Genomic DNA, 16,674 nt, shown 5'->3' with positions numbered 1-16,674 from the left:
TAGCAGATTTAAATCATTTTTTAGATAAGTTATAACTAGATTTGACAGATAATAAAAAATAAGACTTTTTATGAGTGTCTTATTTTTTTGCTCTCTTTGAGTCTTAATTTTTTAAAAAATAAATAATAAAATATTTTAAAAATATGGTTTACAAAAAAAATAAAATTGAACAAGTTCGCAAACGTGATGGTCGAATTGTTGATTTTGACCAAAGTAAAATTACTCAAGCTATTTTTAAAGCTTTAAAAGCTGTTGACTTGGAAGACGAAAAAAAAGCTGAAAAAATTTCTGATATAGCGATGGAAACTTTAAATAAAAAGTTTCATCCAAGATCAATTCCAGCGATTGAAGAGATTCAAGACGTGGTTGAAGAGTCTTTAATAAAAGATAAACAGATTAAAGCAGCCAAAGCTTATATTTTGTATCGTGAACAGCATGCGCGGTTACGTGATTTACAACAATTTATTGATTCTGATAATTTAATTGAAGGTTATTTAAAAAATACAGACTGGGAAGTAAAAGAAAATGCCAATATGGGTTATTCTTTGCAGGGTTTAAATAATCATGTTGCCTCAGCAGTTTCTAAACATTATTGGACGGGAAAGATTTATCCTCAAGAAATTCGCGATGCTAATGAAAATGGCGATTTGCATATTCATGATTTACAAACCTTAGCGCCTTATTGTTGCGGTTGGGATTTGGAAGATTTAATGCTTAAGGGTTTTGGTGGCGTTTGGGGTAAATTACAATGTTCTCCTCCAAAACATTTACGATCTGCCTTGGGTCAAGCAGTTAATTTTTTCTACACTTTACAAGGTGAGGCAGCTGGAGCACAGGCTTTTTCGAGCTTTGACACATTATTGGCACCGTTAATTAGATACGATAATTTAGATTATAAACAAGTTAAACAATCTTTGCAGGAGTTTATTTTTAACACAAATGTACCGACTCGGGTTGGTTTTCAGACGCCATTTACAAATATTACCTTAGATTTAAATGTTCCTTCGACTTATAAAGATAAGCCGGTTATTCTTGGTGGTCAACCCCAAAAAGAGACTTATGGTGAATTTCAGGCCGAGATGGATATGTTAAATATTGCCTTGGCAGAGGTTATGACTGAAGGCGATTCGGCCGGTCGGGTTTTTACTTTTCCTATTCCAACATATAATATTACTAAAGATTTTGATTGGAACTCCCCAATAGTTGATAAAATTATGGAAATGACTGCCAAATTTGGTATTCCTTATTTTGCCAATTTTATCAATTCAGATATGGACCCATCAGATGTTCGTAGTATGTGTTGTCGTTTACGTTTAGATAATCGAGTTTTAAGAAAGCGTGGTGGTGGTTTGTTTGGCGCTAATCCTTTAACCGGGAGTATTGGTGTGGTGACGATCAATATGCCTCGGATAGGTTATTTAGCTAAAACTGAAAAAGATTTTTATGAACGCTTGGTTAAATTTATGGATATAGCAAAAAATAGTTTAGAAATCAAACGAGAAGCTTTGGAAAAATTTACCAGTGAAGGTCTATATCCTTATTCAAGATTTTATTTATCAAGTGTCAAGGAAAGATTTAATGAGTATTGGAAAAATCATTTTAACACCATCGGTTTGGTTGGTTTAAATGAGTGTTGCTTAAATTTTTTAGGCAAAGATAAAAGCATTGATACGCCAGAAGGTCATGATTTTGCGGTTAAGGTTTTAGATTTTATGCGTGATAAATTAATTAAATATCAAGAAGAAACCAGCAATATTTATAATTTAGAGGCGACGCCAGCTGAAGGCACTTCTTATCGTTTAGCACGTAAAGATAAAAAATTATATCCAGATATAATTTGCGCCAATGAATTAGATTACAAAGAAAATCAAGTGAGTCCTTACTATACCAATTCATCTCATTTGCCGGTTGACAAAACTGATGATATTTTTGAAGCTTTAAAACTTCAAGATGATCTCCAAACTAAATATACTGGTGGAACAATTTTGCATGGTTTTATTGGCGAAAAAATGCCCTCAATAGAAGCAACTAAAAAATTAGTCAAAAGAATTGCTGAAAATTTTCATTTACCTTATTTTACTTTAACGCCGACTTTTAGCGTTTGTGCTGAGCACGGTTATATCAGTGGGGAGCATTTTGAGTGTCCTTCATGCGGTCGACCATCAGAAGTTTATTCTCGGGTGGTGGGCTATTTAAGACCAGTACAACAATGGAATGAAGGCAAACAAGCCGAATATCATCAGAGGAAAGAATATGACAAACAACTTAATGTAGCCGAAAAATTAGATGAAAAACAAATTAAACCAGAAAATTAAATTATGCAATTTAATGGTTTTCAAAAAACTTCTTTAATTGAATGGCCGGGTAAAATTGTGTCAATTGTTTGGGTAGCGGGATGTAATTTTCGCTGCCCATTTTGTTATAACCGGGATTTAGTTTTAAAAAATACTAATTTAAAGATTTTTGAAGAAAGTAAAATTCTAGAGTATTTAGAAGAAAATAAAAATTTAATTGACGGTTTAATGATTACCGGAGGCGAGCCGACTTTACAGCCGGAATTAGCTGATTTTTTAGCAAAAGTGCATCAATTAAATTTAAAAGTTGGTGTTGAGTCTAACGCTACAAGGCCAGAAATTATTGAAAATTTATTAAAAAATAAATTGGTTGATTATTTGGCAGTTGACATTAAAGCGCCCTTAGAAAAAGATAAGTATAAAAAATTAACCGGCGTTGAAATTGACGTAGAAAAAATTAAAAAAAGTATAAAATTAATTAAAGATTCAGATATTGAATATGAATTTAGAACAACCATTATTCCGGGTTTATTAAATAAAGATGATATTTTAGAAATTAGTCAAACATTAAAAGGTGCACAGCGTTATGTTATCCAACGGTTTATTCCACAGGAAACCATGATTAACCATGATTTGGTTGAGATTAAGCCGTATTCCAAAGAAGAACTATTAGCCATAGAACGAGAGATTAAAGATAATTTTCAAGAGTGTTATGTGCGTGGATTAGATTAGATTTTTGAGTTTTATTTTGTTATAATATAGATATATATTTAATTTTTTTAAAGCATTATTTTATGTCTGAAGAAAAACAAAAATTAGAGGATTTGTTAGAAAAAAATTTACAAATTTCTCAAGAGATTAAAGTTATGACTAAAAGAACTAGAAAATGGATAGTTTTCCAGCAGATCTGGTTTGGTCTTCAGGTTGTAGTTATTCTTTTGGTAATTGCCTCGGCTTTAATTTATGTGCCACCTTTTATTAAATCCTTGGGTAATTTATATGAAAATTTTACAAAATCAAGTCCAAGCAATTTAATTAATTCTCTTTTTCAAGAAAATCAAACAAAAAATTTACAAGATTTATCTCAAGAAGAAATTGATAATTTAATTCAACAATATACAAAATAACCATTAAATAAAAACTAAATGGAAGTTAGAGATTTATTAATAATGGGCAGACAAATTTGGGGTGAAGAAAAGCTCAATTTAAATCAAATCATAGTAAGAATGGGTAAAGTTTTTGGAGATATTTGTCGTTATGAAAGAGACGCTATAAAAGATAAAAATCTTCATACAGACGAAGAATTAAAAAAAGAAATGGGCAATATAATTTTTTCAACTATTCGATGGTGCGATGATTTAAATTATGATCCAAAAGAGTGTATTGAGATAGCTATTCAAAGTCAAAAGAAATTTTTAAAATAGTTTATGCAAGACTTAATCAATCAAATTGAGGAGCTTCAATCTCGGATTTCCCGCACATGGAGGTTTCTTTGACCTTGCTCAAAAAGAAAATAATTTAATTCAATTAGAAAAACAAATGAGTCAGCCGAATTTTTGGCAGGACAGGGTTAAGGCAACTCAAATTAGTCAACAAGCAGCTGATTTAAAGCAAATAATTGAAGATTGGCAAAAAATAAAAAAAGAGACCCAAGATTTATTAGAAATAACGCAACTAGACAAAGAGGATCAAGATGTTAATTTACGTCAGGAAATTGAAACAAAATTAAATAAACTGGTTCAAAAGTTCGAACAACTCGAATTTTTTGTTTTATTATCGGGCGAATATGACAAATATAATGCCGTAATGACCTTGCATGCTGGTGCCGGTGGTGATGATGCCCAAGATTGGGTAGCTATGTTGCTGAGAATGTATTTACGCTATACTGAGAGTCAAGGTTGGCAAACTAAAATTATCGATCAATCGGTTGGCAGTCAGGCCGGTTTTAAAAGCGTACAAATTGAAATTAAAGGTAATTATGCTTATGGCTGGTTAAAAAATGAAGCCGGGGTCCATCGTTTAGTGCGCATCTCACCTTTTGACGCTGAGAAAATGCGTCATACCTCTTTTGCCTTGATAGAGGTTTTGCCAGAGATGGATGAAATTGATGAAAAAGAAATTCAACTTCAAGACAAAGATTTACGCATTGATACTTTTTTGTCATCTGGTCCCGGCGGTCAAGGTATGCAAAAAAATGAGACAGCCGTGCGCATAACACATTTACCAACTAAAATATCAGCCTCTTGTCAAAGTGAACGGTCGCAATCTCAAAACAAAGAAACCGCTTTCAAAATTTTAAAATCAAAGCTTTATCAATATTATCAAACCCAAGAAGATGAGGAAAAAAGAAAATTGCGTGGAGAATTTAAATCAGCTGAATGGGGCAATCAAATTCGTTCTTATGTCTTACACCCTTATCAATTAGTTAAAGATCATCGGACTAATTATGAAACTTCAGATGTCGAAGGAGTTTTAGGCGGTGATTTAGATAAAATTATTGAAAGTAATTTAAGAAAAAAAAATGACTAGATTTGAAAAAATAAAAAATAATAAATTAGTTGTGAATAGTGGTATTTTTTTTGTGGGTAGTTTTGCAGTCAATCTAGGTAATTATATTTTTCATTTTTTAATGGCGCGCATGTTAGATGTTCAAGTCTATGGCGAGTTGCAGTCTTTAATTGCTTTAACGGCGATTTTCAGTATTCCTTCGGGAGCATTATTAACACTAATTGTTAAATATGTAGCTAATTTTAAAGCTGAAGAAAATATTAACAAAATTTATACTTTATTTATTAAATCAGTTAAATTATTTGGTTTAATAGCCTTGGTTTTAATTTCGATAATTATTATTGCTAGTCCGCATTTGGCTGATTTTTTACAAATCAATTCAAGCGTTCCAATTTTAATTTTGTCGTTGAGTGTGCTTTTAGCTTTTTTTAATTCTATCAATCACGGTGTTTTACAGGGTTTGCAAAAATTTAAATCTATTACTTTAATTAATTTGTTAACCGTCGCTAGTAAAGTGATTTTAGCGGTTATTTTAGTTAAATTAAGCTTGCGGGTAAATGGAGTTTTGGGCGCAATTGTTTTATCGGGCATAATTGGTTATTTAATTACTTTTATGCCATTAAAATTTTTATTTAAAAAGACACAAACAACGGACATTAATACTAAAGAAATTTTTAAATATATCTGGCCGGTTTTTTGGACGGTTTTATTTACTACCTTATTATACAATTTAGATGTAGTTTTAGTTAAACATTTTTTTAGCCCCGAAATTGCTGGGCAATATAGTGCCTTAGCTTTGATTGGCCATATTATAATTTTTATAGCCGGACCAATGGCCACCGTGATGTTTCCAATGGTGGCGCACGCTCATACTCGAGGAGAGAAGCATTATGCTATTTTCAAACAAACTATTGGTTTGACCCTAGGCATGGGTTTATTGGGAGTTTTGGGTTATTTTATTTTACCTAATTTAATTATTAAGATTTTAGTTGGTAATAAATTTTTAAATATGGCTCCGTATTTAGGCTGGTTTGCGATTTCGATGTTGTTATATTCATTAATTAATACTTTGAGTCGATATTTATTATCAATTTACTCAGTTAAATATATTTATGTGCTTTTAGTTGGAATTTTATGCCAAGTCGCAGGTATTTTTATCTGGCACGAAAATTTGTGGCAAATTGTGTGGGTGATGAATGCCAGTATGGCCATTATTTTAATTAACTTGTTGATTATTTATTCAAGAGGTAAAATAAAGAGAGTCAAAGAATTGTTAGTTTATAATGATTTATAGTTAATAAAAGTATGCAATTAATTTCTTTAGTTATTCCAATTTATAATGAAGAGCAAAATGTGGAGCTGATTTATCAGGCTATAATTCAGGTTTTTAAAAATTTACAAGATAAATACCAATATGAAATTATTTTTATTGATGATGGCAGTCAAGATCAAAGTAGCCATGAAATAAAAAAAATTTATCAACAAGATTATAAGGTTAAATTTTTACAACTCAGTCGTAATTTTGGCAAAGAAATTGCTCTAACAGCTGGTTTACATTATACCCAAGGCGATGCGGTTATAATGATTGATGCTGATTTACAGCATCCGCCGGAATTAATTCCAGAGTTTTTACAAAAGTGGCACGATGGCGCAGATATAGTTATTGGCATTAGAAAAAAGAACAAAGGTGAGGGTTGGACAAAAAAAATTGGCTCATTCTTTTTCTATAAAATTATGAATCAGATTGGTCGCAACAAAATTACTCCACGAGCAACCGATTATCGTTTATTAGATCAAAAAGTGGTTAGAGAATTCAAAAAATTTACTGAACGAGACAGAATGACACGGGGTTTAATTGACTGGTTGGGTTTTGATAAAGACTATGTCTATTTTACAGCTAATGAAAGAAAATTTGGTAAAGCGACTTATAGTTTTCCTAAATTAATTAAATTAGCTTTATCATCTTTTGTGACGTATAGCTTATTTCCTCTTAAATTAGCTGGTTATTTAGGGACTTTTATTGTTATAACTTCCGGACTGTTGGGTTTATATATAATTATTGTTCAATATATTATTAGTCCACAATCAATGGTTTTTTCTTATGTAGCTCAGTTAGCAGTTTTAAACATTTTTTTAATTGGGGTGGTTTTGTCGTGCTTGGGTTTAATTGCTTTATATGTGGGTTGTATTCATAAAGAAATTATGAATCGACCATTATATATTTTAAAAGATAAACAAGGTTTTAAAGAATAAAAATGAAAATTTTGTGGTTAACATGGAAAGACTTAAAAAATCCTTTAGCTGGCGGGGCCGAGGTAGTTAATCAAGAATTAGCCAAGCGATTAGCACAGGATGGACACGAGGTTATTTTTATAGTTGGGGGGTTTGATGGATGCGCAAAGGAAGAAATTATTGATGGTTATAAAATAATTCGTTTGGGTGGTCGTTGGACGGTTTATTGGCAAGCATATAAATATTATAAAAAAAATTCAAAAGATTGGCCGGATTTAGTGATTGATGAGATTAATACTATTCCATTTTTAGCTAAGTTTTATGTTTCTCCTCGCGTCATTCCCGCGTCCTGCCCGCCGAATCGGAGGGAGGCGGGAATCCAGAAAAAAAATTCGAAAGTTATCCTGTTTATTCACCAACTGTGTCGACAAATTTGGTTTTATCAGATATGGTTTCCATTAAATTTAATTGGATATTTATTAGAACCAATTTATCTTTGGTTATTAAATGATCGAGAGGTAATTACAGTTTCTCAAAGCACGCAAAACGATTTATTAAAATATGGATTTAAAAAAGATGATATTAAAATTATCAGCGAAGGAATAGAAATTCTCCCCCTGCCTGAAGGGGAGATTGAGAGGGGGTGGGAGAATGTTAAGTTTGATCAGCCGAGTATTTTAAGCTTAGGAAGTTTGCGAGCCATGAAAAGAACTTTGCACATAGTGAAAGCTTTTGAAATAGCTAAAAAAGAAAAACCAGATTTACAATTAATTATAGCTGGCGATAGTCAAGATAAATACGGTCAAAAAGTTTTAAAATATATTCAGCAATCAAAATTTAAAGAATCAATAAAATGTCTCGGCCGAGTTTCAAAAGAAAAAAAGATTGAATTAATGCAAAAATCACATTTAATTTGTGTGACATCGGTTAAAGAGGGTTGGGGTTTAATAGTCACCGAGGCCAATTCACAGGGCACGCCAGCCGTGGTTTACAATGTTGATGGTTTAAGAGATAGTGTTAAAAATCAACAAACCGGTTTAGTTTGTCAACAGAATACACCCCAGAATTTAGCAGAAAATATAATTAAATTGTTAGAAAATAAAACAGAATACGACAGATTAAGAAAAAATGGTTGGCAGTGGAGTCGGGAGATTAATTTTGAAAAAAGTTATCGGGATTTTAAAAAAGCTCTAAACTCTAGATAATTTTTAAAATTATTTATTTTAATGGTATATCTGATAGATATTTGATATATTAAATATATAATCTATTTCATATTATTATAAAAATTTATAAAAAAAAGAAATGAAATATATAGATTTTATTAATATTTTTAGAAAAATATATTTAGCTATATGTTATCTCGTCGTTTATAAAGTGTTATAATGTTTCATATAGTTCCGTTTTTTAGGAATAATTTTAAACAAAATCATTATAATTTTAAAATATGGAGAATAAGCCACTAGTTTCAATAATTGTGCCAACCTACAATTCTGAGCAATTTATTAACCAATGTTTGGAGTCAATTCAACAACAGAGTTATAAAAATATTGAAATTATAGTGGTTGATAATAATTCAAAAGATAAGACTAAAGAAATCGCTCAAAGATATACTGACAAGGTTTTTAATCAGGGTCCAGAGAGATCGGCGCAAGTTAATTTTGGAGTAGAAAAATCCAATGGTGAATATGTCTATAAAGTTGATTCAGATTTTATTTTAGATAAAGATGTTGTAAAACAATGCGTTGAAAAGGTAGCCGAAGGTTTTGAGGCTGTGGTGGTGCATAATTCTCCAGATGTGAGAATTTCGTGGATAGCAAAAATTAGAAAATTTGAAGTTGATATGTATAAATATGATATTACGCATTCATCAGCCAGGTTCGTAAAAAAAGAAGTTTATCAAAAAATAGGGGGGTTTAATGGAAAAATAACCGCTGGCGAGGATTATGATTTTCAAAATAAATTAAATAGGAATAATTATAAAACCGGATTTATAGAGGCAGAAGCGTTGCATTTGGGCGAGCCAAAGAAATTTTGGAAACACATGAAAAAGTATTATATTTATGGCAAGGACTTTGTGAATTATAAAGAAAATAATCAAGATGAGTCAAAAAAACAATTAGGTTTTTTTAGAAATGTTTATTTTAAAAATTGGCAAAAATTTATAAAACATCCAATTCTCGGAACCGGATTTATAATTTATAATTTTTGTAAATTTGGATTTGGAGGGTTGGGGTATATAATTGGTAAAAAATAAAACATGAATATAGAAAAATATGCAAAAATAGCTCCTCAGTTTTATTCTGATAAAATTCCAGAATTATTAAAAAAATATCTAAAAAAAATAAATTGGCAAAATTATTTAGATTGTGGTTGCGGCGATGGATCTTTGTTGTATGCTTTAAAAATAAATAAATTTTTTGATAATAAAAATATTTTTGCGATAGATTTGTCAAAAAATAGAATAGAATTAGTTAAAAAAATAAATCAAAATATTATTGCGAACATAGATGATGCAGAAGAAATGAAAACAATAAAAAATAATAGTATTGATTTTTTTGTATCAACTCAGGTCATTGAACACGTCAATGACAAAAGAATGATAAATAATATAAACCGAATAGTTAAAAGTAATGGGATTATATATATTGCGACTGTTTTTAAGAAACGGTATGGGTGGTATTTTTATAGAAATAATAAAAAATGGGTAATAGATCCTACACATTTAAGGGAATATAAAAAAGACAGCGAATTGTTAAATTTGTTTAGTCGAAGTAAATTTAAATTATTAGAGAATAAAAAAACAATTTTAAAATTTCCAATTATAGATTTTTTCATTAAAAGATTTGGAATTAATAATAGAAATTTCTATGATAATAAGTTTTTTAAAATTTTAAGAAAAATTCAAATACCAATATTAGGTTATTATAATTGGGAAATTATATTAATAAAAAAATGAATAAAAAAGTCTCAATAATAATTGTTAATTATAATGGTAAGAAATGGATTAAAAAATGTTTTGATTCTTTGCATGAGCAAAATTATAAAAATATTGAGATTATTTTTGTTGATAATGCCTCTATAGATGGCTCGGTTGAATTAATAAAGAGGTTTTATCCAGAAGTTAAAATAATAATTAATAAAGAAAATTTAGGCTTTGTGGGTGGAAATAATATTGGATATCAGAATTCTACAGGAGATTATATTTTGCTTTTAAATAACGATACAATTGTGACTAAAGATTTTTTGGAGGTTTTAGTAGCTTTTTTAAATAAAAATAAAGATGTTGGGGTTGTTCAGCCTAAAATATATCTAACAAAAGAAGATGGCTTACTTGATTGTACTGGATCTTTTTTAAATAAAACTGGTTTTTTACAACATGTTGGTTTTTTAGAAAAAGATAGAGGACAGTACAACAAAGAAAAAGAAATTTTTAGTGCTAAGGGAGCCTGTATGCTTATAAAAAGAGAATTAATAGAAAAAATTAATTTATTTGATGATGATTATTTTGCTTATTTTGAAGAAACAGATTTTTGTTGGAGGTCATGGCTGGCTGGCTGTAAAACTATTTTTTTACCTCAATCAATAATTTATCATGACATGGGATTGACTAGTCGTAATTTACCATCTCCTTTTATTGATTATCATTCTTTTAAAAACAGAATTTGTACTTTAATTAAAAATCTAGGAATTAAAAATTTAATTTTTATTTTACCACTTCATTTATTTTTATGTGTTATAATAAGCTTCTTGTTTTTTATTAAAGGAAGGACCAAAAATGGTTGGGCAATAATTAAAGCTATAAAATGGAATATAATAAATATTAGAAATAATTTTCAAAAAAGAAAATATATACAACAAAAAATTAGAATAATAAATGATAAGACTATTTTTAATATAAATAATAATCAATTTTCACTTAAAAAGAATCTTAAAAATTTATTTTTATATTTAAAGAGATGGTAGATATTTATAAAAAAGAATATTTTAATAATTATTATAAAAATTTGAAAAAAAATACAAATTATGAAATTAAGCGTAACATTAATTGGTTTTGGGGTTGGTTTAAATATCTTAATAGGTTTATTGATTTGCGAGATGGTAAAGGTAGTAAAGTATTAGAGGTTGGTTGTGCGATTGGAGCATTCTCCTCTATTTTATATAATCATAATTTTAATGTTTATGCTTCAGATTTTTCTAAATATATTTTAAGTGTTGCAAAAAAAGAACATCCAAAAATTAAATTTTATAATTTTGATGTGCAAAAAGAAATTTTAATTAATGAAAAGTTTAATTATATTTTTTCATTTGAAGTTTTAGAACATCTGCATAGTCCTATTTTGGCACTGAAAAATATGTATGACAAGCTTTTGTTAAATGGAATTTTGGTTTGTTCGACCCCCCCTCCATATAAAAAATTTGTTGATATAAACGGACATATAAATGTAAAATCGGCACAGGATTGGGCTAATATTTTACAAAAAGCGGGTTTTCAAAAAAATAAAATTAAAATAAAGCAGGTTCTTTTTTTACCGTTTTTTTATAGATATTCTAAAAAGTTTAGTTTCGTTATTCCCATAAAAATTAATTTACCGTATTTTAATTCTACTTATTTTATAATTGCTCAAAAATGAAATATTTAAAAGAAAAAAATAAAAGATATGTAATTATCCCTAAATTATTAGGATTAAAGACTAATGTAATTGATTTTATTCCTTATTTTTCTTTAGGTGCTTTTATGCATAAAACTTATGAAGAAGATACGGAAGTAAATTTAACTTTTAAGGTTGTAAAATATATTGATAAACCCAAAGAACTCAATAAAAAATTAGAAAATTTTTGGGGAGAGGATAATATACCTAAGGTTTTCTATGAAAAAATATTTTCTAATAAAATTAAATTTCAATTATTAATAAATAAGATTGGTAATAATTTTGAGTTTATTTGCAATAAAAACTATATAAAATATTGTCCATTTAGGATTGATAGAATGTATCCTCCCGGAGGGCATTTACAAAATTCTGCAATTTTTTCTTTAGCAGAAATAGGATGTTCAGTGTTGCACTGTTCTTGCATATCTAGGGATAATGATGGGATATTAATAGTCGCAAGTTCAAATACAGGCAAGAGTCTAACATCATTTTTAAGTATTAAAAGAGGTTATAAATTTATATCAGAAGATATGGTTGTATTAAAAGATAATTATGCCTATTCTGCTCCTTTAATATCTTATAGGTCTTGTTATGAAAATTTCGAAAGGAAAGATAGAATTATTAAAAAAAATAAAAAAATACTGGATGAGATTATCGATATTCTAAAATTATTTTTAAGTTTATTTAAAATATTTAAATTTAAAAAAGTACCTTCCTCAGAAAGATTTGATAATTTTATTAATAGCAATAAAGTAATGAAAAGAGTTAATATTAAAAAAATAATCATTTTGGAAAAAGGGGGAAATGGTATTAAAAAATTAGACAAAAGAGAATGCCTAAGAAAAATTTTAATACTTAATAGGGGAGAGTTTACATATTTTCATGATACTTTTTTAAGAGCTATGTCATATTTTAATGTGAATATAAATATAAATAAAATTATTCAAGAAGAAGAAAAAAATATTAAAAATGTCATAGAAAATTCCGACTGTTATTTGTTTAAAAGTGATAATCCTTTTAAATTTATTGATTATTTAGATGAAATATAAAAATTTTTTAAATAAAAATTTTTTTTTAGTAATAATTTTAATTATTTTATTTTTTTTACCATTTTTTTGGAGTAAAAATAGTTTATATAATTTGGGCGGAGACGATTCAAGACTTTATACGTATTCTCCTGTACATTGGATTAAAAATGTTTCTTTGTATTCTTGGTTTAATAATGGTTTATCGGGTGGATTTAAAAATTATAACCCACAATATTTTTATTTACCTTTTAATATAATTACGGTATGTTTAAAATTTTTGTTACCCTTTATAAATTTACAAAAAATAATTTATGGATTAATTATTGTAATATCTTTTTTATCAATTTATAAAATCTTAGATGAATTAATAGAAACTAATAAAAAGGGTAAATTTTTTATTCAAATATGTGCAGGGTTATATTATATTTCTTTTCCTCTGTTTTATTCTCTAATTTGGCCAAACGCCTTAAAAGGTTTTTATTGTCTATCGCTTTGTCCTTTGATTTTTTTATTCTTTTTAAAAGCCGTTAAAAATGATAAAATAATATATTTATTTATAGGTGCTGGGTGTAGTTTAATTTTTAGTATCGCATTGTTTTCTATTCCATTTTTAATACCCTTTTTTATCGGGTATTTTTTATTTTTTATTTTTTATTTTTTACTAATTAAAAATAAAAGGAAAAGTATTATAAAATTTTTTATTTTTTATTTTTTATTAATTTTTTTGTTAAATTCTTTTTGGTTAATACCCTTTATTCATTCCTCATTTTATGAAAATCATCAGGTGTCAGTTTCTTTGGCTACAGACAGTAAAGATAATGCAATGCAAACAATAGAATGGGTATTGCCTAAAATTAGTTTAATAAAACATTTCTGTGGAACATCAAGCGATAATTTTGGTGACATAGATGGGTTTTGGGGCATGGTTTCAAAAGAATATTTTAATTTTATAAATATAAGTATACTTTTCCCAATAATTATTTTTATTGGTATTTTTATTAAAAATAAATATTTCTTTAAAGAAAAAAAATATTTATTAATGACATCAATTGTTTTTTTAATAATTTTGTTTTTAATGACAATAAATATTGGGCCCTGGGGTAAAAAAATATTTTTCTGGTTAATAATGCATATTCCTGGTTTTGTTTCTTTAAGAAACTTTTGGCACAAATCCGTGTTTGCTTATGGTTTATTTTATTCTATTGGCTTTGGTCTTGGTTTTTATATATTATTTGAAATCATAAAAAGAAAATGGATCAAATGTTTTTTAGGTGGAATAATATTTTTAGTATTATTTATACAGGGTGTTCCGTTTTTTTGGGGCTATGCTAATAATCGTTCGATTTTATCAGAAAATCTAAATGGTTTTAATTTTAATACTTCTTTTAATAATGAATTTAAATCTACAATTAGATATTTAGAAAAAATAGAAAGAGAAGGAAGAGTTGTTACGATTCCTTTTACTACGGGTGGTTGGTCTATAATTAATGATCAGAATCAAGAAGGGCTTTTTATAGGAGGCTCTCCTATAAAAGTATTGACGGGAAAAGATGATTTTAATGGTAAAACTTCTTTTAGGAGTTTACGTTTTGATTTATCAAAAGATGTTAAAATAATGTTTGAAAGAAATAATTATAATTTAATTAGTAATTTTTTGGGAATATTAAATATTAAATATCTTGTTTATAATTCCGAAATTTATAATGAGCATGAATATGACTTTGATCAAATAAGAGAAAAATATATTTGGATTTATCCTTTAGATGGAGAAATTAGATATAAAAATTTAATTGATAATTTGCCAGTAAAATTAGAAAAAACATTTGGAGAATGGCAGATTTATGAATTTGATGATAATTATTTTTTACCCCATATTTATGTTCCTCAAAAATTAAATTATATTAAGGGAGATTTTAGTAATTTTGAAGAAGTAATTTCTTTTAATGATTATAATATTAGAAATGGAATTTTATTTAAGAATTCATTTTTGGAAAACAATTTTATAAAAGAAAAAGTTAATGATATTTTTATCCCCATAAGTGTTGACGAAGTTAGTGTCGAAAAAATTAGATTACTTATAGAACAAACGGAAGATGAAAAGATAAAAAAGGAATATGAAAAAGAGCTTGATTTAATAGAAAATAGGGTTGTTTTGGGTGATGAATACTTAATTAATATACCAAGTGAAAACGAATATAAAGTTTTTGTTAAAAAGGGAAGCGTTTTGAACAATAATAAAAATTTAATCATTAAGATCGGGGATAAAGAGGTGACAGGTGGACTTGTTGATATAGAGGAAAATTGGCGATCAATGGGTAGTCTTAAATTAAACGAAGGAAATTATAATGTGAAAGTTTTTAATAATAATTCACAAATTTCTGTTGTTAATCCTGGAGATATAATTTTACGAGCAACTAATTTATCACAGGTAACCGTATTGCCAAAGATTGAATTTAATAAAGTTAATCCGGTTAAATATATTGTTAATGTCAAAAACATGACAGAGTCTTTTCCTTTAGCTTTTTTGGAAAGTTTTCATGATGGATGGAAAATTTATCCAAGGTTATCAGATGAACAAAAAATAACAAATGATAAATTCGTTAGCAATGAAATAGCTGGAACAACTCAAAACAATAATTTATCAGAGGGAAAATTTTACGAAAATTGGTTTAAAAAAGATTTATTTAGTGATGAACATTTTTTAATTAATGGTTATGCCAACGCCTGGTGGATTGATATTGATCAGCTTAAATCTCAAAATTTAGATTTTAAAACCAATCCTGATGGGAGTTATGATTTTCAGATTATTTTAGAGTTTGAGCCCCAGAAATTTTTCTACATCGGCCTGTTTGTCTCGGGCATAACTTTAATCGGGTGCATCGGGTATTTGGTGTATGATTTTAGAAAAAGAAAAATTTCAAGAAATTTATAAATTATTTTTTCATGTTTTATTATGTATATGTTTTATTGAGCGATAAGGATAAGCAAAGATATATTGGTTGCACAGATAATTTACAAAGACGTTATGCAGAACATAATAGTGGATTAGTTTTTTCTACTAAAAACAGAAGACCTTTAAAATTAATTTATTACGAAGCTTGTCTCAACAAGAAAGACGCTTTTATGAGAGAAAAATATTTAAAAGGTCAGTGGGGATATAAATACGTTAATAAAAGATTAAATAATTTTTATAATAATTTATAAATTTCGGGGGTGAGCCCCAGAAATTTTTCTACATCGGCCTGTTTATCTCGGGCATAACTTTAATCGGGTGTATCGGGTATTTGGTGTATGATTGGAGAAAAAGAAAGGTTGTTGGGGTTGAAAGTGTGAGGCGTTGATTTACGGGATTGCCGCGTCGTCGTCTGCCGAGTCGGCAGACTCCTCCTCGCAATGACACTTTGGGAACGGGATTGCTTCGTCGCCCGCCGACTTGGTGGGCTCCCTCGCAATGACACCTCGGAGACGGGATTGCGTTTCTGCCGGTCGGCGGGCAGGCGTCATCGCCAATTCGGTGGATTCTTTCGCAATGACACTTTTTCAGGGTCATTGCGAGCCCTCTTCTTTTACTAAAGGAGAGGGACGAAGCAATCTCGTAAAAATATCCTTATGACTTCTAAAAAACAAAATTACGTTTATATTTTAACTAACAAGAGTCGCCAAGATTGAAAGCGTGAAGTGAGTGTCATGCTGAACTCGTTTCAGCATCTGTGATCAAGTCGAACGTTTCATTTAAATAAACGGAGTGAGCGCCAACAGATCCCTGAACTGAATTCAGGGCAGGCTCTGAAATAAATTCAGGATGACAACAGGGGATTTAGGATGACAACTCCGTGAGCGCCAACAGATCCTACCGTAGTGTCATGCTGAACTCGTTTCAGCATCTGTTAACGCTTAAAACATTTTTTTAATTAATACGTTTATCTTGACTACAGATCCTGAAATAAATTCAGGATGACA

Annotated in this window: 15 protein-coding genes; all 15 read left to right on the top strand. The window is 28.7% G+C overall.

The window, feature by feature from the left end; all coding sequences use genetic code 11:
- Positions 1-143: 143 nt before the first annotated feature.
- The 15 genes from PHS07_01310 to PHS07_01240 all read left to right on the top strand — a co-directional run bounded on the left by PHS07_01310 (position 144) and on the right by PHS07_01240 (position 15,918).
- A complete protein-coding gene (locus PHS07_01310) occupies positions 144-2,315 on the top strand; it encodes a ribonucleoside triphosphate reductase (protein ID MDD4606966.1) in 2,172 nt (723 codons plus the stop codon).
- 3 nt (positions 2,316-2,318) lie between these two features.
- Positions 2,319-3,026: an anaerobic ribonucleoside-triphosphate reductase activating protein gene (locus tag PHS07_01305; protein MDD4606965.1), complete on the top strand. Its 708-nt coding sequence runs from the start codon at positions 2,319-2,321 to the stop codon at positions 3,024-3,026.
- A 62-nt stretch (positions 3,027-3,088) separates the two neighbouring features.
- Positions 3,089-3,421, top strand: a complete 333-nt coding sequence (locus PHS07_01300) for a hypothetical protein (GenBank protein MDD4606964.1) — start codon at positions 3,089-3,091, stop codon at positions 3,419-3,421.
- 18 nt (positions 3,422-3,439) lie between these two features.
- Positions 3,440-3,718 (top strand): hypothetical protein, encoded by a 279-nt coding sequence (locus PHS07_01295; GenBank protein ID MDD4606963.1) that lies wholly within the window; start codon positions 3,440-3,442, stop codon positions 3,716-3,718.
- A 3-nt stretch (positions 3,719-3,721) separates the two neighbouring features.
- A protein-coding gene (gene prfB / locus PHS07_01290; GenBank protein MDD4606962.1) for a peptide chain release factor 2 occupies positions 3,722-4,823 on the top strand; the annotation gives its coding sequence in 2 pieces (ribosomal slippage) (positions 3,722-3,787 and positions 3,789-4,823; 1,101 coding nt in all).
- Entirely contained in the window at positions 4,816-6,096 is a 1,281-nt protein-coding gene (locus PHS07_01285) for an oligosaccharide flippase family protein (GenBank protein ID MDD4606961.1), read from the top strand. The genes prfB and PHS07_01285 overlap by 8 nt, the downstream gene beginning before the upstream one ends.
- 11 nt (positions 6,097-6,107) lie before the next feature.
- Complete coding sequence (locus tag PHS07_01280; GenBank protein ID MDD4606960.1) at positions 6,108-7,055, top strand: glycosyltransferase family 2 protein; 948 nt, start codon at positions 6,108-6,110, stop codon at positions 7,053-7,055.
- Positions 7,056-7,057: 2 nt separating this feature from the next.
- Positions 7,058-8,239: a glycosyltransferase family 4 protein gene (locus PHS07_01275; protein ID MDD4606959.1), complete on the top strand. Its 1,182-nt coding sequence runs from the start codon at positions 7,058-7,060 to the stop codon at positions 8,237-8,239.
- 242 nt (positions 8,240-8,481) lie between these two features.
- The gene (locus PHS07_01270) at positions 8,482-9,291 is read left to right on the top strand and encodes a glycosyltransferase (protein ID MDD4606958.1); all 810 of its coding nucleotides are present in this window, start codon (positions 8,482-8,484) and stop codon (positions 9,289-9,291) included.
- A 3-nt stretch (positions 9,292-9,294) separates the two neighbouring features.
- The gene (locus PHS07_01265; GenBank protein MDD4606957.1) at positions 9,295-9,993 is read left to right on the top strand and encodes a class I SAM-dependent methyltransferase; all 699 of its coding nucleotides are present in this window, start codon (positions 9,295-9,297) and stop codon (positions 9,991-9,993) included.
- A complete protein-coding gene (locus PHS07_01260; GenBank protein MDD4606956.1) occupies positions 9,990-11,000 on the top strand; it encodes a glycosyltransferase family 2 protein in 1,011 nt (336 codons plus the stop codon). Before PHS07_01265 ends, PHS07_01260 begins: the two co-directional genes overlap by 4 nt.
- Positions 10,994-11,668, top strand: a complete 675-nt coding sequence (locus PHS07_01255) for a class I SAM-dependent methyltransferase (protein MDD4606955.1) — start codon at positions 10,994-10,996, stop codon at positions 11,666-11,668. Before PHS07_01260 ends, PHS07_01255 begins: the two co-directional genes overlap by 7 nt.
- Complete coding sequence (locus PHS07_01250) at positions 11,665-12,735, top strand: hypothetical protein (GenBank protein ID MDD4606954.1); 1,071 nt, start codon at positions 11,665-11,667, stop codon at positions 12,733-12,735. The genes PHS07_01255 and PHS07_01250 overlap by 4 nt, the downstream gene beginning before the upstream one ends.
- Positions 12,725-15,646 carry a hypothetical protein gene (locus PHS07_01245; GenBank protein ID MDD4606953.1) on the top strand — a complete coding sequence of 974 codons (2,922 nt, stop codon included), beginning with the start codon at positions 12,725-12,727 and terminating at the stop codon, positions 15,644-15,646. Before PHS07_01250 ends, PHS07_01245 begins: the two co-directional genes overlap by 11 nt.
- An 11-nt stretch (positions 15,647-15,657) precedes the next feature.
- Positions 15,658-15,918, top strand: coding sequence for a GIY-YIG nuclease family protein (locus tag PHS07_01240; GenBank protein MDD4606952.1), 261 nt, complete (start codon positions 15,658-15,660; stop codon positions 15,916-15,918).
- Positions 15,919-16,674 lie beyond the last annotated feature (756 nt).

The organism is Patescibacteria group bacterium, assembly GCA_028707495.1.
Classification (GTDB): domain Bacteria; phylum Patescibacteriota; class Patescibacteriia; order UBA2591; family JAQWAS01; genus JAQWAS01.
The sequence above is the reverse complement of the archived record's forward strand: the minus strand, read 5'-3'. Positions and strand labels throughout refer to the sequence as shown.